Below are 18,253 nucleotides of genomic sequence, written 5' to 3' on the forward strand. Positions count from 1 at the left end.
ACCCGAAGGTGCTTCTGCAAACCAAAGCATCAGTGGGTCTAAGCTGTTAAAGCACGCTCAAAACGCTTCAAAGCATCTTCATCCGCTTTCGTCACAGCGCCCGCTTCTAACCACTGCCAAAACAGGTTCTCTACCGAACGCTCGCTATCACCACTGCCATTCATACGTGCTTGTAACAGGGTCAAACGCAGTTGCTGGCGCAGCGCATCACTATTATTGGGCGAATCGAGCCCTGCCAGTAGCTCTGCTTCGATAGTCAAGCGTTCACGTATCTCTGCATCAGCCGGCTTTTCTGCGCCCTTCTCTTGCCACTGTTTGACAGTTTTTTGCCAACGTTCAGGCAATGACTGCAATAGTTCATCACTATTCGCCGTCACCGCTTCAATCAATACTTGATAGTTTCGCTGTTCCTGCTGTTTTTGTCTGGCCGCAATCGCTTCCATGGCTTGTCTGCGCAGATCATCCATTTCAGCTTCCAACTCGCGACGGTCTCGATGAGCGGTCTCACCAATAGCGTCGGCAGCTTGCTGCGCCTGAGCAATACTCTGACGTAACGCCGCGTCATCTTCAGCGGCTGCGATCGCTGCCGCAAATTCACTAAGCACGACTTTATAAGCGTCAGCATTACTCTGCCACTGCTCTCGTTGCTCGGTACGTGAGGCATTGCGCTGCTCGCGGAGCTGCTGCCCCACATACTGGAAACGCTGCCAAAGTGACTTTTCATTCGCACCAGCATAACCGGCATCACGCCACTTTTTCATCAAGCCATCGAACTGCTCGGAGGAACCCGTGGCATCGGAAAGATCGAGCGCTTCTGCCTGTTTAAGTAGCTGCTGTTTCTGTGCTTCATTCACGCTATACAGCTGCTTCAATACATCGGTAACTTTACGCGACGCTTTTACAAACCGATTTTGCACCGCTTTCCGCTTGGCAAAATCAATCTCGCCGCACTGACGCCACTTATTGGACAGCTGACGATACTTTGATTCAAGATCATTGAGTGCCAGCGGAGCCTCTTTGTGCTGTTCATACAACGCCTGAACCGCTTTGATCACCTCTTCACGCTCTTGCAGGTGCTTCTCCCGCTCCTGCTGCTGCTCACCATAAAATTGACGACAGATCTCAAACGCTTTTTCACTTAGCGTATCAAACTGCTCCGCAAGCGGTGTCCAACTTGCTTCGTTACGATCCACTTCCAGCAATTGCCAACGACGACGAGCGTCTTTTACCGCTACAGCTTGGATTTTTGGATCTTCCGATGGTGATTCAGCGAGCGCTTTAATCTCTTCCAGAAGTGTGTCAGCTTTCGGCGCGGCCACTAGCTGATGCCACTCCAACAACTCCTGCTCTACCGCCGCTAACTTCTGATAACGTTTATCAAAGCGACGCTTAGCCTTATCAGATAGCAATGCATAAGGCTTTGCCAGACGATGAAACTCTCGCACTGCCACTTTTAAACGCCCTGCTTGTTGATGGCGCTCAGCTTTACCCAGAAGCTTGTCTACGGTTTCTTCTGCTTCTTTGCGCATCCTAAACAGGGCTTTCTTAGCTTTTTCCAGTGGCGTGGTCAGCTCGTTGACCTGCGCACGTAAACCGTCAGGTAAAGGTAAGTCTGAAACCGCTCGCCATTGTCCGCGCCACTCAGCTAGATCGGTCAGGAAAGTCTCGCTGTCAGCATCAATATGTTGCAACGGGGCAACTAGCGCTTCTGCCTTAGCCAGCTGGGCAGGCAAGTCCTCTAGCTTGACAAGCTGTTCAGTCACGTCCGCTGCAAGCTTGGATAGTGCCATCCAATCTGATTCATTTAATGCTTCAGCGCCTAACTGTTGTTTGAGAGCGGATAACACTTCGGTAAGCGGCTGAATATCAAACGCTTGCTGCTGTTCGATCAACTTATGGATCGCTTTGATATCAACCTGTAAGGCTTCGAAGCCCCCACGCAACATAGCGGCATTTTCTAACTTTTCGTTTGCCGCTTTTTCTTGCGCTTCCGCCTGTTGCCATATTGCCATGAGCTCCTCTAACCGGGCATAAAGGCGTTTAGCAATGCCTTCATGTTTGGCTTGCCACGGCGCAAGCAGTTCCAGTGGCTCCAGCTCTTTGGCTAATGATTGCCAACGGATCTCAAGCTCATTGGCTTTATCGCCTAATGAACGTTGCTCCACCGCCTGTGGCTCGGTCAATTTTTCCGTGACCCCTTGCAGCTGCGCTAACAGCAGCCGCGCTTGCTCATTTAACTCTGCTGGACGCTCTTTAGCGCGCTGTAGCGCTTCAAGTTTGGATACAAAAAACGCTTGTACTTCACTGTTGCCAGCCTTTTTTGCCAAGCGGCGCATCTGCTTTTCATCATCAATCTTGGCAGCAGCCCAAAGCGCAATCTCCGTTGACGGATCGGAATCTGCCGCATCAATGTAGCAACGGGCTTTGTTAATACGTTCTAGAGCCGACTGACGCAAGCTATCGGCAGGCAGTTGCCGCCAAACAGCTTCGAGGTATTTACGATCCTTACAATCACTGACAAAAGCGGAGACTTGGGCAGTATCTAGCGGAGAGGCTGCAGTGATGATATCTGTCACATGTTGCAACGCTGCCTTCTTCAAACCATCGTCACGCTCTTCACCGGCTGCTAACCACCACAGTGATAATTCATTTAGTTTTTCCAGCGCCAAACGTCTAACCTGACGGTGACCATCGTTGAACGCAAGCTCACGGAGAATGGTGCGATGGGGTTGATTACTGCTGTCGAGTTCAGCAATGGCGGATTGACGTTTAGCTGGGTCTTTATGTTGCCAGGCGGGGCGGAATAAATTTTTAAATATCATCGTGTCTAAACCTTGCGATAGGCTCTACTGTCTGTCCCTTGAACTGCTGCTTTAAATCGTTCTTGGATAGATGTACCAAGGATCCGTCTTTAGCCACGTTCATATGTTGTGTTTGGTCTAATTTGGTCGCCTGATAGGCGATCACCAACTGCATCGCGTTCTCTTTTTGCTCATCAGAAAGCGAATTGCCATCGGGCCACTTACCAAGTTCTACTGCGGTTTTCAGCCGCTGGTAGCTTTCAAAATCGAGTTTGTTCACCAGCTCGATAATATCCATTTAATAAAGACCTATTGTTTCTTACTAAAAATCAACCAGATACGCAGTGCGATATACCAAATAAAGCCTGCGGCTGACATCGTTTGACCCGCTGTACGTTGCCAATCAGTTTGCAACTCACCATCAAAAAAGGTGACGGCAAAACCTCCAACAAACAGCAATAATGCCAGGAACTGCTGTGTCATGATCCGCTGCTGGCGCTTAATAGCAAAAACCCTCTGCTGACTCGCCCGCTTCTCATCATCCATATCGCCAAATGCGTAACCGCAATGCTGACAAACGTCTGCTCGATCTGAGATCCGTTTGTTACAACAGGGACATGGAACAATCGCCATCACACCTTCCTCTTACTAAGCCAAAAACGAAAGAGAGGCATTATGAAATAATTGGCGTTCGATTAAAACTAAAAGGCCCCATCTTGGGGCCTTTTAGTTCATCCGAGTTAATCTTTTCGCTCACTTCGCTGCTGATAAAAATCAGTCCAATAGTCAGCGACGGTGGTTTTCATCTCTCTGCAGAGGATCATGATGCCGAACAGGTTTGGTAGCGTCATCAGTACGATAGCCACCGCAGCCAAATTCCAGACAACGGTAGTATCAGCAACCGCGGCCCATAAGAAGCCTGCACAATAGAAAACCCGATACGGCATCACAGCCTTAACGCCGAGCAGATAGGTCACCGCCCTATCACCATAATATGACCATGCGATAGCAGTTGAGAACGCAAATAGCAGCAAACCGATAGAGACAATGTACTTCCCATAATCTCCAAAAAAACCTTTCGTAAACGCTTTGGTCGTTAACGCCGCAGAATGCAACAGGGAACGCCCCGTCACTTCCAGCTCTGAGTTAACCAATTTGCCTTTCTCGATCTTCATCTCGCCACTGTAGGGATGGCCACCAACCAAATAGATGACATCTTCGGCCACCGAATGCGCATTGATCAGCGTATATTCAGGGGCGATGGCAACACCATCCTTAACCGTAACACTGCCGGTATAAGGCTCAACCTTGGCCTCATTACTACCGATAAGGAAACTGGATAAAGCGACCCTATCTGCTTCCGCGGTGTCTGTGTATTGGCCACTCAAATAGCGCATATCCGCTGTTTGGAAGCTATTTTGGTGTTTTTCCGTCCACACGCCGGACGACAAGATCACCAAGCCAGTCAGAGTACAAACAATGATGGTATCGATGAAAGGTTCCAGAATAGACACAATCCCTTCCGATACTGGTTCATCAGCTTTAGCTGCGGCGTGAGCGATTGGTGCAGAGCCTTGACCCGCTTCATTAGAAAACAGACCTCGCCCAACCCCTTTATTGAATGCATAAGCAAACGATGCCCCTAAAAAGCCACCCGCAGCAGCGGAACCAGAGAATGCATCAGAGAACACCGAAACCAAAGAGGGAAGAATATTTTGATAGTTATAAAAGATAACTGCGAGAGCACCGATAACGTAGATAAACGCCATCAAAGGCACAATTCTCGAGGTCACTTTCGCGATACGATGGATCCCACCCAAGATAACCAAAGCGAGCAATACCGTCAGTACGCCACCAGTCAACAAAGGTTCAAGCCCAAAAGTGGACTCCATGCTACTGGCAATATTGTTAATTTGCGGCAGGTTTCCGGTACCAAATGAGCTAATCACGGTAGCGATAGCAAAAATAACCGCCAGCCATTTCATATTCAACCGGCGATCCATGTAATACATAGGCCCACCCGCCATGGTGCCATCGGCGGTTTTCACCCGGTATTTATGTGACAACGTCACCTCAACAAACTTAGTCGTCATACCGAAAAAAGCGGTCGCCCACATCCAGAACAATGCCGCAGGACCACCAATATGGATCGCCAAAGCAACACCGCCGATATTGCCGGTACCCACAGTGCCGGAAAGCGCAGTAGTTAGCGCTTGAAAGTGAGTGGTATCACCCATCGCACTCTTTATATCGTACTTACCACGAACCACTTTCCACGCGTGACCAAAATAACGGATCTGAGGAAACTTCAAGTAGACGGTGAAAAACAGCCCCACGCCAAGTAGCACGAATGGAAACCAAGCGGCGGAGCCGAGGAATCCATCTAACATCAATAGAAAATCATTTAGCCCCTGCACGGCAGCCTCCCTGGAAAATATTGTTATAAGTTAATTTTTTGTTATCAAAAGCATACTAGATAAGCTGACATCAGTTTACCAGCCCTAAAATTTGCTTAGGTTGCACAAGGAGTGAGCAACCGATTCAGCTTCCGTAGAAAGGGTGTTGACAGCAAAGATCCCAGACATTAAGATGCGCGCCGTTCCTTCTTAGAAGGACATCTACTCCCCTGTAGCTCAGTTGGTTAGAGCGGTGGACTGTTAATCCATGTGTCGTCCGTTCAAATCGGACCAGGGGAGCCACATTACATAGCAAGTTTATTCCCCTGTAGCTCAGTTGGTTAGAGCGGTGGACTGTTAATCCATGTGTCGTCCGTTCAAATCGGACCAGGGGAGCCACATAAAAGAGCCCAGCAATTATGCTGGGCTTTTTTATGTTTAAGCCAGCAGATAAAGCATCTATTTGTTGAGCTGGTTCATCCTTCCCGAAAAATATTCTTAACCCATTGTAAAGATTACTGACTAGCCCTAGGGTTGGACTACTATTTCCTCTATAGTTAATTTCTAAGATAGATTTGCATATATCTGATTTAACAGGGATAGACAGTTAGAGGCAGTATGAAAATTCAAAGTAAAGCGCTCTTTGTTAATGTCTTTATTTTGCTCCTGCTACTCATCGTGATGTGGGCAGGGCAATACCTTTCTGTGATCAATCAAATTGAGTTCCAGAAGGAACAGCTCTATTCCAACGCCAGGTTACTGCTTGAGACATCGCAAGAACACACACAAGCAAAGCGCAATACCCAGCTGAGCCAACTGTCTGGCTACTTGACGCTGTCGGTTATCGACGTCAATGGCAATGTCATTGCATCCTATGAGAAGCAACCCAGTTTTCAGTTCCCGCTAGCAAGTATCGCCTCAGCACTAGGCTTAGGTGCATCGAAAATGCAAGCCAATGCAGGTAGCAACGCGGTCGTGATCATGCCTGATTTCAGCCACCTGCAGCTAAGCTTTATCCGCAATATCGCTTTTGAGACCATGGCGTGGCTAATTATGTTAGTGGTCAGTATTGTTTGGCTTAGAGGCAGTTTGCACAAACCACTGCGCAGCTCGGTCAAGGAGCTACAGAAACTGTGCGACAAACTCAGTCATGCAGAAAAAGATTTCCAGATGGGCTCCGGCATTGCAAGCGAGTTCAGATCTATCGGAGAGGGACTACAAGCGATTCAAAAAGGGGTTGTAGAACGACTACATCAAACAGAAGAGGAACTGACACAGGTACGGAAAACGGCCTATGTTGATCACCTGACCGGCTTACCTAATCGTAGCCAATTTATGCTCGACATCCCTGAAATGCTGGCAGACGAAAGCGGTAAACAGTTTGGTGTCATGGCCGTAGTGCGCACAACAGAACTAGGAAAAATAAACGCTGCCAAGGGCTATACTGCGGGCGATCAGTTCATCAGTATTCTGGTTGACGCCGTAAAATCTGTTGCCAGTCATTTTCGAGGTTCAAAGATCTACCGACTCAACAGTTCTGACTTTGCCATCGTCCTTCACCACTTCTCCCATAAAGAGTGCGACGAGTTAGGCAAACAGTTGCAGGGACGGTTAAATGAGATCCAGCGACAATACGAATTAGATAACACCGCTTTTATCGGCATGGCTGGTTTTGCTCAAGGTATGTCAGTAGGCGACCTATTGGCACTTTGTGATACCGCCACCGGCCTAGCCCAAAGTAAAGAAGCCAACGCTTGGCATTTCCAAAGCGACCTAGTAGGTACTGAGGTTTTAGGCGAACAAGGTTGGCGAGAGAATCTGGAGCAGCTAACCAAGAAGACCGATTTCACTCTAATCTCGCAAGCTATTCAGCCGTTGAAGCAAGGCAAAATATACTCTGCGATTACCCCGCGTTTCACCAATACCAATGGCGACGAACTGCCCTACCGCTCAGCATACTCAATGGCTGAACGATTACAGCTTTCAACTGAGCTAGATAAAGCCGTTATTGCCGCCATCTTGACGTTGATCAAAAAGCGTGGTGGTGACGAATATTACGGTATCAATGTCTCAGTAACCTCTGCTCACGACTCCTCGTTTTTGGTTTGGATTGAAAGGATGTTGGGCAAACACGGTAAGGTGGCACAAAGGTTAACCTTTGAAGTGACTGAGCAAGGCCTGCAAAGAGATCTAAAATCAAGCCGCCGTTTTATCGATGTCATTCACCGCACGGGTGCCAAAGTCACAGTAAAACAATTTGGCTTAGGTATGACCTCATTTAAGTTCTTTAAAGATCTGAAACCTGATTATGTAAAAATCGATAAGAGCTATATGGACGAGATAGAACATGATCGAAATATTCAGTATTTCTTGCGCCTGATTATCGATATTGCCCATCGGCTTAGTGTGAAAGTGATTGCAAGCGGCGTTGAATCACAAGAGCAGAAATACGTACTTGAAGGGATGTTTGTAGACGGTATTCAGGGGCAATATATTCATCGCGCAGTTCCCATCTCTAACGCCGAATAGAACAAAGCAACCAAGATGATAAAAGCAAGAGTAGCGAGGTTTCAGCTACTCTTGCGCTAGTAATCCGTCTAATGAACGCTCCAATTGCGCCGCTTTCGGCAGATCAAACAAGCCATTCGCTAACGCGTCAACGTGCTTCAAACGACCACTGATCACATCGACAAACTGCTCAACCACTCGACAATTTGCGCTATACCAGATATCTCTCTCATTCCATTCGCCATCATTTACCGCTTGACCATCGACGAGTACCGGATTAAATCGCCAGTTATCCCCCGGACGAAAGCCACCACTTAACTCTAAACGCTTCTGCTCACCCACCAAAGTGAGATGTATCTGGATCCCAGTTTCTGGCAATCGGTATTGCTGGGCATCTAACATCAACCCTTCATTTTCCAACAATACGCTGACATTGCTTATCCCCTCACCAATATGATGGTGAAGCAGCGTGAATGGACCAAGGCTATGGATCAAATAGGAGAGCGGATGAGCAACGATATCGAGGAACCAACCCACCGGGGTTTTCTCCATAGGAAAGCGACTACCAACCGATAATATGGCGCGAGACAACGGGCCAAGCCCGTTACCAGCGAGCTGTTCATTGATCACAGATGCCGTCTGTAGAAAACTAAACGGATAATTTACAAAAGTGGGAAAGCGTCCTAGCCCAGCCAACGCTCCAGGCTCAATCCGCGCACCAGATAGCGGCTTTTCACACAACACGGGGCGGTCAGAGAAGTGTTTGAGATACCCCAAATGCGTCGCGGTAGGAGATGCAACAACGATAATGTCACAATGATCTAACTGGTTAACATCAGTGGCAGCAACCGGGATCCCCTCTTCGCTGGCCACACGTGCCGTGCCTTCAGGGCTGACGCCCATAATGGCAGCGATCTCATGTCCAGCCTCTCTAAAGGTGCCAACATGTACTCGACCCCAAGACGTACCTATGATGCCTACTTTCATATTTGTAATTACCGCTCAGTCAGGAATACCAAGTCTATCTTTCTGATTTAGCTTAGCCTTTTACAGCAACAATCGCAGTATTGTTTTCATCTTCAATGACTTTTCCAACGGCACCAGCGCTCTCCTTAATGCGCCATTGACTGATCACCACACCCAAAATAATAACGCCTGCCGCGACCATTTGTTGGCCATTTAAACGTTCGCCTAAAAGCAAATAAGCAAACAGCAAGCTAAACACGGGGATCAAGTTGACATAGCCTGCTGCGGCGGTCACTTTAACTTTAGATATCGCGTAGTTGTATAGCAAATACGCACCTAAAGTCACCACCACGCCTAAATATACGATAGCCAACAACGCTTGACCGCTTACACTCTCTGGTATTGGCACCCAAAATAGCATTGGCGCAAAAAATATCGCCCCACAGAAGGCTTGAAAAGCCGTTAACGTCAACGCTGGATAGCGACTGCTAAGGTGCTTCAAGTTAATGCTATAGATAGCAGCACATATCATTGCCAGAAACTCAAGAAAGTTGCCCCATAATGCATTGGGCGCATGGGCATCCGCTGTTCCCGCCAGAGTCAACCAGAGCACGCCGGCAATAGCAGTAGCAAAGCCGATGATCATATTTCGATTAACCCGTTCACCGACACTAAACCAAGCCATCACTGCCACCAATAGCGGTAATAACGCGGTGATCATGCCAGCTTGCCCGGCAGAGGTATGACGCATCGCTTCTCCCTCCAGTACAAAATAGAGGCAAGGTTCACACAGCGACATGATGGCGAGGCGTTTCCAATCACCGGCTTGATAACGAAACTTCATCACAACTTTAAATACCAAAGCAAAACAGAACGTTGCTAACAGCATTCGGCCAAAGATCACCCATACAGGATGCATCTCATTAATGGCATACTTCAACGCAATAAACGAGCTCCCCCAAAGCAGCATCGCCAGGATCAACGCGAACGAGGGTAATCTGTGATTCATGAAAATAGCCTAAACTTAATTGACTGGCGGATCCTAGAGTAAAAGCCACCTTAGGCAAAGCGTAAATTAGCATCCAAAGGTTGAAAAACGAGCAATATAAAACCCCACGATGGGGCGGTTGTTAAGCGCGTGTCAAAAGCGGATAATACGCCCACTTTCAATCATTAAGATGCCAAGGTAACACCGCCTGCATGAGTGAATACCTGCTGCTATTGGTCGGCACAGTACTGGTCAACAATTTCGTCCTAGTCAAATTTCTTGGCTTGTGTCCCTTTATGGGGGTTTCCAATAAGCTTGAAACCGCTATTGGCATGTCATTGGCCACGACTTTCGTTCTGACCCTCGCATCAACTTGCAGCTATCTCATCAACCAGTATTTACTGGTTCCGTTGTCTATAGAGTATCTGCGCACCATGAGCTTTATTCTGGTGATCGCTGTAGTCGTGCAGTTCACCGAAATGGTTGTACGTAAAACCAGCCCGCTACTGTATCGATTACTAGGTATCTTTTTGCCTTTAATCACCACTAACTGCGCAGTGCTCGGTGTCGCATTACTTAATATCAATGAAAACCATGGCTTTATTGAATCCATTGTTTACGGCTTCGGGGCGGCATTAGGCTTTTCCCTGGTGCTAGTGTTATTCGCTGCAATGCGTGAACGATTGGCAGCAGCCGATGTTCCTCTGCCATTTCGGGGCGCTTCAATCGCCATGATCACTGCAGGATTAATGGCGTTAGCCTTTATGGGCTTCAGCGGCTTAGTTAAGTTTTAGGAGACTGACGATGACTGGGATCCTAATAGCCGTGACCGCCTTAGTGATTATCGCTTTGATATTTGGTGCGTTGCTCGGACTCGCTGCAGTGCGCTTCAAAGTTGAACAAGACCCTATTGTCGAGCAGATTGATGCCATATTGCCACAAACCCAGTGCGGGCAATGTGGTTACCCTGGCTGCCGCCCTTACGCTGAAGCGATCGCCAACGGTGATGATATTAATAAGTGCCCACCGGGCGGTGAAGCCACCATTCAAAAACTGGCAGATCTGACTGGTAAGGAAGCAAAGCCCCTCGATGCTGCCCATGGTGAAGAAGAGGTTAAAAAAGTTGCTTTCATTCGCGAAGCTGAATGTATCGGCTGCACTAAGTGTATTCAAGCCTGTCCAGTCGACGCGATCCTCGGCGCAGCCAAACAGATGCACACAATTATTGCCGATGAGTGCACAGGCTGCGATCTGTGCGTAGAACCCTGCCCTGTCGATTGCATTGAGATGCGACCAATAAAACAGACAACAACTAATTGGAAATGGGATCTGAAAGCCATTCCTGTACGAGTGGTGGAGTAAGTATGGAGACAACCTTTGAGCTCGTTAAAGAAGGCAAACTCTGGGACTTCCCCGGCGGTATTCATCCCCCCATACGCAAAGAGGTATCGACGGCTCATCCTATCAAGCGCTTTCCCCTACCAGATCACCTTTACCTGCCGTTAAAGCAGCATATCGGTCGTGGCGGCCGCCTCTTGGTTGCGGTTGGCGATAGCGTTAAAAAAGGTCAGCAACTCACCACGGGTGAGCAAGGCGCATTGCCTATCCATGCACCCACCTCAGGAAAAGTTGAGGCGATCACCGATTACCCCAGTGCACACCCTTCCGCCTTGCCAGAGCCAACATTGGTCATGCGCCCCGACGGGAATGAGGCATGGGTAACAAAGACACCTATCGACAACCCGTTACAACAACCGGCTAAGCGCCTAATACAGCATATAGCGGATGCTGGTATTGCAGGCTTAGGCGGCGCGGGCTTTCCCGCCGCAAGAAAGCTAAGCGGCGCACCCGAAGATATTGAGTTTCTAATCATCAATGGCGCGGAATGTGAGCCCTACATCAGCTGTGATGACATGCTGATGAGAGAGCATGCACGGGAAATCGCGTTAGGTATTGAGCTATTGGTTCATATTCTCAGACCCAAACTGGTATTAGTGGGTATCGAAGATGACAAGCAGCAAGCTATTACCGCCATCACAGAAGCGACATCAACGCTAAATGTAGAAGTGCGAGCTATCCCCACCAAATATCCCTCAGGTGGTGAGAAACAATTAGTACAACTGCTTACAGGTAGAGAAGTACCATCGGATGGATTGCCTTACGACGCGGGTGTAGTCATGCACAACGTTGGCACTACATTTGCCATCAAACGGGCCATTTATGATGGTGAACCACTACTTGAGCGCGTCGTCACCGTGACTGGCGACGCGGTCGGCCAACCGGGCAATTATTGGGCACATTTCGGTACGCCGGTACGCCACCTGTTAGAGCAAGCCAATTACCAATCAAAGCATGGACGACGGATAATCATGGGCGGCCCAATGATGGGCTTTACGCTCCCCCATGCCAACATCCCCTTAGTAAAAATCAGTAACTGCATCCTGGCACCCAGTGAAAATGAGCTGCCCTTGGCTGGCAAGGAGATGCCATGTATACGCTGCGGTCAATGCGCAGATGCATGTCCAGCGTCATTGCTACCGCAACAATTGTTCTGGTACAGCAGTCATCATGAATTGGAGAAAGCGCGGGAATATAAGCTATTTGACTGCATTGAGTGTGGTGCCTGCGCTTATGTTTGCCCTTCCGAGATCCCTTTAGTTCACTATTATCGCAAGGCAAAGTCAGAACTACGGCAACATGACGCGGATGCGCTGAAATCAGAGAAAGCCAGAATACGTTTCGAAGCAAGAAATGAACGACTGGAACAGGAAAAACTCGCAAGGGAAGCCAAACACCGAGAAGCGGTCGCCAAACGACAAGCCGCCGTCGCAGGACGTCAGGGTGCACAAGACGCCGTCGCCGCGGCACTTGCCAGAGTAAAGTCAAAGCAAACAACGGAAGTAGCAGATGCAAAAGCAAGCGTCGATGCACAAGGCAATCTAGTCCCTGATAATCAGCAAGCCATCGATGCCCGAGAGCAACGAAAAGCGCAAGCGGCTCAACGTCGCGCCGAGAAGGTAGCGCAGAGTACTCAGAAAGACAGCAGCGCAACAACCGATGCAGCTCATTCTGCGGATAACAACAAAACCACCGTTGCAGCCGCTGTCGCCAGAGCAAAAGCCAAAGCTGAAGCCAGAAAAGAGGTACAAGACAACAAGGAAGTAGCTAGCAATAGTGAGGTAGTCGACAACGCTAGCCCCGCTAACGAGGCTATGGACGCTAAAAAAGCTGCAGTAGCCGCCGCAGTGGCGCGGGCGAAAGCAAAAGCGGAGGCTAAAAAAAGCAACAATGCTGCGCAAATAGCTGAAACCGACAGTACACAAAATACGGCCACCGCAGCAGCAATTGAAGATAGCGACGCCGCCAAAGCAGCAAAAAAAGCCGCCGTCGCTGCTGCTGTGGCTAGAGCGAAAGCCAAGGCTGAAGCAAAAAAACAGGCGCAATACACAGCTGATGAGCCAAGCAACTCCGATGTAACACAAGATGAACCTAATTCAAAACAAGCAGCTATTGCCGCCGCTGTAGCGAAAGCAAAAGCAAAGGCGCTGGCACGCCAAGAGGCACAAAAAAATCAGCAAGCAGCAAGCAGTGAACGAGCAACCGATGATTCGCCGGGAGACAAGTAAGCCATGTCATTCAAAATAGCAGCCTCTCCCCATCAACGCATACAGATGCGTACAGCAACATTGATGCGGTGGGTCATGCTGGCGACGATCCCGGGAATAGCTGCACAATATTGGTTTTTTGGCGCCGGGGTGATCTGGCAAGTGCTGTTGGCCATAGGCACAGCGTTAGTCAGTGAATACTTGGTGCTAAAGCTCAGACATCGACCAGCCGCACCGGCATTGACTGATCACAGCGCAATGCTCACGGGGCTGCTGATCGGGATCAGCATTCCACCACTGGCGCCTTGGTGGATCGTTGTTATCGGTACGGCCTTTGCCATCATTATGGTGAAGCAGCTTTATGGCGGCTTAGGCTACAACCTGTTCAATCCGGCGATGGCCGCTTATGTGATGTTGTTAATCTCTTTCCCATTAGAGATGACGACCTGGCATCCGGTCACCAGTTTCGGCGAACATGGTTATGGTTTCATTGATGCCGCGATGCTGATTTTTACCGGTTTCAGTAGCGAAGGTTATAGTCTGGCTCAGATCCTAGCGGGCATCGACGGTGTTACCGCGGCAACCCCCCTCGACAGTTTTAAAACCGACCTGACACAAGGATTTACCAGTAGCGAAAGCTTCGCTCGGCAGCCCCAAGGCATGCTTGCAGGTGTTGGCTGGGAATGGGTTAACCTCGCCTACTTAGCTGGCGGGTGCCTATTGCTAAAGCAAAGCGTTATCCGTTGGCATATTCCCGTAGGCGTTCTCGCTGGCCTATTTAGCGCTGCATTTATCAGCTTTCTGCTCAGCCCAGACACCACTGCCAGCCCCATTTTTCATCTGTTCAGTGGCGCAGCCATGCTCGGTGCATTCTTTATAGCAACCGACCCTGTATCGGCCAGCACAACAGTCAAAGGGCGACTGATATATGGCGGCCTAATTGGCGTATTGGTTTATCTGATCAGAACACACGGTGGCTACCCAGATGGCTTCGCGTTTGCCGTATTATTAGCGAATATGTGCGTGCCTTTGATTGACTACTATACCCAGCCACGTACATACGGCCACGGCATGGAGAACAAGCAATGAACCTCCTACCGATCGGTAAGAACGGACTGATCCTGGCATTGTTTGCGCTGGTCACCACTGCGCTTGTCGCCGCAACCAATCATTTTACGGCGCCTCAAATCGAACGTCAGGAACAACAACAACTAATAACCACGCTGGAACACCTGTTTCCTGCAGGCAGCTACAATAACGACCTGTATAAAGAGTGCATCGAAGTCACTAATCACCAATTTCTGGGCCGAAAAACAGAACAACGAGCATTTATTGCCCGCTTCAATGAAGAACCCGTCGGCATTGCTATCGAAACGACTGCGCCAGATGGCTACAACGGCGCTATCGATATCATTGTGGGTATTCTTAGTGACGGTACAGTTGCCGGCGTCAGGGTGCTTAGCCATAAAGAGACACCGGGGCTTGGCGATAAGATCGAATTACGTAAAAGTAAATGGGTGATGAGTTTTGACCAACAAAGACTGGTTGATGAAACGGATCCAGCATGGAAGGTGAAGAAGGATGGTGGCGAGTTCGACCAGTTTACAGGCGCTACCATCACGCCAAGAGCTGTAGTCAAAGCAGTGAGAAATACACTGCTCTACTATCAGCTCAATCGTGAACGCCTGTTTACCCAAGCAACCCGCTGCGGAGAGCCATCATGAGTGAAGTCAAAGAGGTTATCTGGCAAGGGTTGTGGAAGAACAACCCAGGTTTAGTGCAGTTACTTGGTTTATGTCCGTTACTCGCCGTAACCGCCTCTGTTACTAATGGATTGGGCTTAGGTCTAGCCACGTTGCTGGTGTTAGTTGGCTCCAATATCTCTGTTGCCGTCGTCAGGAACTGGGTACCGAGCGAAATACGGATCCCAGTTTTTGTGATGATTATTGCCGCCTATGTCACCTGCATTCAACTGCTAATGAATGCCTACACATACGGACTTTACCAATCACTTGGTATCTTTATCCCACTCATTGTTACCAACTGCGTGATCATTGGCCGAGCCGAGGCTTACGCCTCAAAAAACAGTGTACCGATGGCAGCACTGGATGGTTTGATGATGGGAGTGGGTTTCACCTTGGTATTGGTCGTCCTCGGTGGTCTAAGGGAGCTCCTTGGTCAAGGTACCCTATTTGACGGCATGGAGATGTTGCTCGGTAGTTGGGCTCATGCGTTGCGTATTGAAGTGTTCCAAGTCGATAGCCATTTTCTACTCGCGATCCTGGCACCTGGCGCATTTCTCGGTATGGGCTTATTGATCGCGTTGAAGAACCTTATCGACGCCCATGTCGAAAAACGCCTAAAACAGAACACGCCAGTGATGAAAGCTGAGCGCGCCAGAGTCACAGCGAATCAAACACAGTCATGAATAAAGATAAACGCCAACAAATTTTAGTGCGCCTCCGCGACGATAACCCGGAGCCGACAACAGAATTAAATTTCTCCACACCGTTTGAGTTACTGGTGGCCGTCACGCTATCAGCACAAGCCACAGATGTCAGTGTCAATAAAGCCACCGACAAGCTGTTTCCCGTGGCCAACACACCACAAGCCATTGTCGACCTTGGGGTTGATGGTCTAAAGGCGTATATCAAAACCATCGGCTTATATAATTCTAAAGCGGAAAATGTCTTTAAAGCCTGTCAGATGCTGTTATCACTGCATAATGGCGAGGTACCTGAAGACCGCGATGCACTGGAAGCCTTGCCGGGGGTTGGTCGAAAAACTGCCAACGTTGTCCTCAACACAGCATTTGGCTGGCCCACCATTGCCGTAGATACTCACATTTTCCGAGTCAGCAACCGCACCGGTTTTGCCAAAGGTAAAAATGTTGTGGAAGTAGAAAATAAGCTGCTGAAGGTCGTACCAAAAGAGTTTAAGGTTGATGTTCACCATTGGCTGATCCTCCACGGCCGTTACACCTGTATCGCCCGTAAACCACGCTGCGGCAGCTGTATCATAGAAGACCTCTGTGAATACAAGGAGAAAACAGAGATCTAAGTGCCGAGCTAACGGCTAATCACCTGCTAGCAACTGCCTCTGGAGAAGATTAGTCGTTAAAATTTTGTAATTCACCGCCAAAATGTTACAGCCTACCCGATAGTTAAACTCATACGCACATGACTCTACACGCCCGAAATTACCGATAACCCAGCGCCAGTCCACTCGTCAGCTGACCACTTTCCCTCAACCAAATGAATGGTATAGATAAATCTCACTTCACATAATTAGGAACCGTATCATCACCCCGCATTTCCAGCACACTTTAAGCCAAGAAATAAACACGAGACTCAGGTAGGGAGATAACACAATATCGAGTATCCTTAGCTACCTAAAGTTAACAATTCGTTTTCATTACCAAACTGTATTGTCTTGGAAACGGCTGATATCAGGAGTTTCAGATGCGCATTCTTCATACCATGCTTCGTGTCGGTGATCTTCAACGCTCTATCGATTTCTATACTGGCGTACTGGAGATGGATCTAATTAGACAATCTGACAATGAAGAGTACAAATACACCCTCGCCTTTGTTGGTTACGGTGATGAACGTAGCGGTGCAGTCTTAGAGCTAACTTATAACTGGGGCACCGACCAATATGACTTAGGCTCAGCATTTGGCCATATCGCCATTGAAGTGGATGATATTTATGGAGCCTGTGAAAAGATCCGTACCGCTGGCGGAAATATCACCCGAGAGCCAGGTCCGGTAAAAGGCGGAACAACCGAAATTGCATTTGTTGAAGATCCAGATGGTTACAAGATCGAGTTGATTAACAAGAAGTTCGCCGGAAAAGGGTTGGGCAACTAATGGAACTCGCTTTACAACGAAAAAACACCACGCTGCCCTCTCTGCTCATCATGGCGATTGTGATGTTACTTACCGCCTGTGCCAGCAATGCTGGTGAAGACGATGTCGCCAATATTTTCGCCAAGGTCAACGACAGTGTGGTTGAACTGCATGTGAAGGCGATTCAAACGGAAAAGACCGGCAACAGAACAAGTAGTAACGGTCTCGGCTCAGGTGTGCTGATTTCCGATTCAGGCAAGGTGCTGACAGCAGCCCACGTGGTCGATACAGCCACAGAGGTGAAAGTCATTTTCACGAATGGTGATATAAGTTTCGCCAAAATCCTTTGGATCGAGCACAAAGCAGATCTCGCGATGCTCAAGCTCGACAAAGTACCAGAGGGGATTAAACCGGTAAAAATAGGCGATTCAAAAACCCTCAGGATCGGTGAGCGGATCATGGTGATCGGTGCCCCTTACGGTGTCAGTCACAGCCTCTCTGTCGGCTATGTTAGCGGCAGAAGAGAAGGCCCAGAAAAGGTATCTCGTAATATCACCCCGGTATTCCTGCAGACCGACGCGGCAATAAACAAAGGCAACTCAGGTGGCCCGATGTTTAATATGCAAGGTGAGGTGATCGGTATTGTCAGCCGCATTTTGAGTCAGAGTGGTGGCTTCGAAGGCTTAGGCTTTGCTGTTGCTACACAAACGGTTCAGGCAATTATTGACGAGGGTACCCTACCCTATGCTGGTTTAACTGCGTTACCGCTAACTCCGGAACTGGCACGGGTACTGAATATTCCACAGGGCTATGGCGCGTTAGTGCAACAGGTCGTGCCCTTCTCACCAACGGATCTGATCGGCCTACGACCAGGACGCTTACCAGTCAAAGTGATGGGCAGAACCCTGTTGCTGGGGGGCGATGTATTACTGGCTGTGAATGGCATTGAGATCCGTGACGAAGAGTCACTGTTTAACGTGCGTGAAACCATGCAAGCCATGGAGAAAAAAGATCCCTTAGTGCTAACTATTCTGCGTGATGGCAAAGTCATCACACTAATGGAAACCAAGCAGTAATAGCCCGCCCGATACAACACGAAAAAGCCCCGAAATGTCGGGGCTTTTGCTTATCTACGGAAGTA

At 48.8% G+C, this 18,253-nt stretch carries 16 protein-coding genes and 2 tRNA genes; 12 read left to right on the forward strand and 6 right to left on the reverse strand.

Annotated elements, in window-relative coordinates; translation table 11 throughout:
• Positions 1-38: 38 nt before the first annotated feature.
• The 4 genes from EXY25_RS04965 to EXY25_RS04980 all read right to left on the reverse strand — a co-directional run bounded on the left by EXY25_RS04965 (position 39) and on the right by EXY25_RS04980 (position 5,218).
• Positions 39-2,822, reverse strand: coding sequence for a DUF349 domain-containing protein (locus tag EXY25_RS04965; RefSeq protein WP_130565923.1), 2,784 nt, complete (start codon positions 2,820-2,822; stop codon positions 39-41).
• Positions 2,812-3,099 (reverse strand): YeaC family protein, encoded by a 288-nt coding sequence (locus tag EXY25_RS04970; protein ID WP_114337904.1) that lies wholly within the window; start codon positions 3,097-3,099, stop codon positions 2,812-2,814. The genes EXY25_RS04965 and EXY25_RS04970 overlap by 11 nt, the downstream gene beginning before the upstream one ends.
• A gap of 11 nt (positions 3,100-3,110) precedes the next feature.
• Positions 3,111-3,434 (reverse strand): hypothetical protein, encoded by a 324-nt coding sequence (locus EXY25_RS04975; RefSeq protein WP_114337903.1) that lies wholly within the window; start codon positions 3,432-3,434, stop codon positions 3,111-3,113.
• Positions 3,435-3,541: 107 nt separating this feature from the next.
• Complete coding sequence (locus tag EXY25_RS04980) at positions 3,542-5,218, reverse strand: alanine/glycine:cation symporter family protein (protein WP_114337902.1); 1,677 nt, start codon at positions 5,216-5,218, stop codon at positions 3,542-3,544.
• Between the two features lie 205 nt (positions 5,219-5,423).
• Between EXY25_RS04980 and EXY25_RS04985 the strand changes: the two genes are divergently transcribed.
• From EXY25_RS04985 to EXY25_RS04995, 3 genes are all read left to right on the forward strand, one after another.
• Positions 5,424-5,500: transfer RNA gene (locus EXY25_RS04985), tRNA-Asn, on the forward strand.
• A 19-nt stretch (positions 5,501-5,519) separates the two neighbouring features.
• Positions 5,520-5,596 (forward strand) — tRNA-Asn (locus EXY25_RS04990).
• Positions 5,597-5,815: 219 nt separating this feature from the next.
• Complete coding sequence (locus tag EXY25_RS04995; RefSeq protein WP_130565924.1) at positions 5,816-7,726, forward strand: EAL domain-containing protein; 1,911 nt, start codon at positions 5,816-5,818, stop codon at positions 7,724-7,726.
• 45 nt (positions 7,727-7,771) lie between these two features.
• On the opposite strand, the gene EXY25_RS05000 is transcribed toward EXY25_RS04995, so the two are convergent.
• Complete coding sequence (locus tag EXY25_RS05000) at positions 7,772-8,692, reverse strand: Gfo/Idh/MocA family oxidoreductase (RefSeq protein ID WP_114337900.1); 921 nt, start codon at positions 8,690-8,692, stop codon at positions 7,772-7,774.
• 52 nt (positions 8,693-8,744) lie between these two features.
• A complete protein-coding gene (locus tag EXY25_RS05005) occupies positions 8,745-9,680 on the reverse strand; it encodes a DMT family transporter (RefSeq protein ID WP_130565925.1) in 936 nt (311 codons plus the stop codon).
• A 191-nt stretch (positions 9,681-9,871) separates the two neighbouring features.
• On the opposite strand from EXY25_RS05005, the gene rsxA reads away from it, so the two are divergent.
• The 9 genes from rsxA to EXY25_RS05050 all read left to right on the forward strand — a co-directional run bounded on the left by rsxA (position 9,872) and on the right by EXY25_RS05050 (position 18,188).
• Positions 9,872-10,453, forward strand: a complete 582-nt coding sequence (rsxA, locus tag EXY25_RS05010) for an electron transport complex subunit RsxA (protein ID WP_114337898.1) — start codon at positions 9,872-9,874, stop codon at positions 10,451-10,453.
• Between the two features lie 10 nt (positions 10,454-10,463).
• Complete coding sequence (gene rsxB, locus EXY25_RS05015) at positions 10,464-11,021, forward strand: electron transport complex subunit RsxB (RefSeq protein ID WP_114337897.1); 558 nt, start codon at positions 10,464-10,466, stop codon at positions 11,019-11,021.
• A 2-nt stretch (positions 11,022-11,023) separates the two neighbouring features.
• The gene (rsxC, locus tag EXY25_RS05020) at positions 11,024-13,285 is read left to right on the forward strand and encodes an electron transport complex subunit RsxC (protein ID WP_130565926.1); all 2,262 of its coding nucleotides are present in this window, start codon (positions 11,024-11,026) and stop codon (positions 13,283-13,285) included.
• Positions 13,286-13,288: 3 nt separating this feature from the next.
• Entirely contained in the window at positions 13,289-14,353 is a 1,065-nt protein-coding gene (gene rsxD / locus EXY25_RS05025) for an electron transport complex subunit RsxD (RefSeq protein ID WP_114337895.1), read from the forward strand.
• The gene (rsxG, locus tag EXY25_RS05030) at positions 14,350-14,988 is read left to right on the forward strand and encodes an electron transport complex subunit RsxG (RefSeq protein WP_130565927.1); all 639 of its coding nucleotides are present in this window, start codon (positions 14,350-14,352) and stop codon (positions 14,986-14,988) included. The genes rsxD and rsxG overlap by 4 nt, the downstream gene beginning before the upstream one ends.
• The gene (locus EXY25_RS05035) at positions 14,985-15,692 is read left to right on the forward strand and encodes an electron transport complex subunit E (RefSeq protein WP_130565928.1); all 708 of its coding nucleotides are present in this window, start codon (positions 14,985-14,987) and stop codon (positions 15,690-15,692) included. The genes rsxG and EXY25_RS05035 overlap by 4 nt, the downstream gene beginning before the upstream one ends.
• On the forward strand, positions 15,689-16,324 hold the full coding sequence (nth, locus tag EXY25_RS05040) for an endonuclease III (RefSeq protein ID WP_114337892.1): 636 nt from the start codon (positions 15,689-15,691) through the stop codon (positions 16,322-16,324). Before EXY25_RS05035 ends, nth begins: the two co-directional genes overlap by 4 nt.
• Before the next feature lie 401 nt (positions 16,325-16,725).
• Complete coding sequence (gene gloA / locus EXY25_RS05045; RefSeq protein ID WP_114337891.1) at positions 16,726-17,133, forward strand: lactoylglutathione lyase; 408 nt, start codon at positions 16,726-16,728, stop codon at positions 17,131-17,133.
• A complete protein-coding gene (locus tag EXY25_RS05050) occupies positions 17,133-18,188 on the forward strand; it encodes a S1C family serine protease (protein ID WP_114337890.1) in 1,056 nt (351 codons plus the stop codon). Before gloA ends, EXY25_RS05050 begins: the two co-directional genes overlap by 1 nt.
• Positions 18,189-18,253 lie beyond the last annotated feature (65 nt).

Source organism: Corallincola spongiicola, from assembly GCF_004284785.1.
Lineage (GTDB): Bacteria > Pseudomonadota > Gammaproteobacteria > Enterobacterales > Neiellaceae > Corallincola > Corallincola holothuriorum.

What these genes read in the sequence shown, in the direction of transcription:
- rsxD (WP_114337895.1), top strand. Translation starts at nt 13,289, where the DNA reads ATGTCATTCAAAATAGCAGCCTCTCCCCATCAACGCATACAGATGCGT.
- rsxC (WP_130565926.1), top strand. Translation starts at nt 11,024, where the DNA reads ATGGAGACAACCTTTGAGCTCGTTAAAGAAGGCAAACTCTGGGACTTC.
- EXY25_RS04995 (WP_130565924.1), top strand. Translation starts at nt 5,816, where the DNA reads ATGAAAATTCAAAGTAAAGCGCTCTTTGTTAATGTCTTTATTTTGCTC.
- EXY25_RS04965 (WP_130565923.1), bottom strand. Translation starts at nt 2,822, where the DNA reads ATGATATTTAAAAATTTATTCCGCCCCGCCTGGCAACATAAAGACCCA.
- rsxB (WP_114337897.1), top strand. Translation starts at nt 10,464, where the DNA reads ATGACTGGGATCCTAATAGCCGTGACCGCCTTAGTGATTATCGCTTTG.
- EXY25_RS05035 (WP_130565928.1), top strand. Translation starts at nt 14,985, where the DNA reads ATGAGTGAAGTCAAAGAGGTTATCTGGCAAGGGTTGTGGAAGAACAAC.
- EXY25_RS05005 (WP_130565925.1), bottom strand. Translation starts at nt 9,680, where the DNA reads ATGAATCACAGATTACCCTCGTTCGCGTTGATCCTGGCGATGCTGCTT.
- EXY25_RS05050 (WP_114337890.1), top strand. Translation starts at nt 17,133, where the DNA reads ATGGAACTCGCTTTACAACGAAAAAACACCACGCTGCCCTCTCTGCTC.
- rsxA (WP_114337898.1), top strand. Translation starts at nt 9,872, where the DNA reads ATGAGTGAATACCTGCTGCTATTGGTCGGCACAGTACTGGTCAACAAT.
- EXY25_RS04975 (WP_114337903.1), bottom strand. Translation starts at nt 3,434, where the DNA reads ATGGCGATTGTTCCATGTCCCTGTTGTAACAAACGGATCTCAGATCGA.
- EXY25_RS04970 (WP_114337904.1), bottom strand. Translation starts at nt 3,099, where the DNA reads ATGGATATTATCGAGCTGGTGAACAAACTCGATTTTGAAAGCTACCAG.
- nth (WP_114337892.1), top strand. Translation starts at nt 15,689, where the DNA reads ATGAATAAAGATAAACGCCAACAAATTTTAGTGCGCCTCCGCGACGAT.
- EXY25_RS05000 (WP_114337900.1), bottom strand. Translation starts at nt 8,692, where the DNA reads ATGAAAGTAGGCATCATAGGTACGTCTTGGGGTCGAGTACATGTTGGC.
- gloA (WP_114337891.1), top strand. Translation starts at nt 16,726, where the DNA reads ATGCGCATTCTTCATACCATGCTTCGTGTCGGTGATCTTCAACGCTCT.
- rsxG (WP_130565927.1), top strand. Translation starts at nt 14,350, where the DNA reads ATGAACCTCCTACCGATCGGTAAGAACGGACTGATCCTGGCATTGTTT.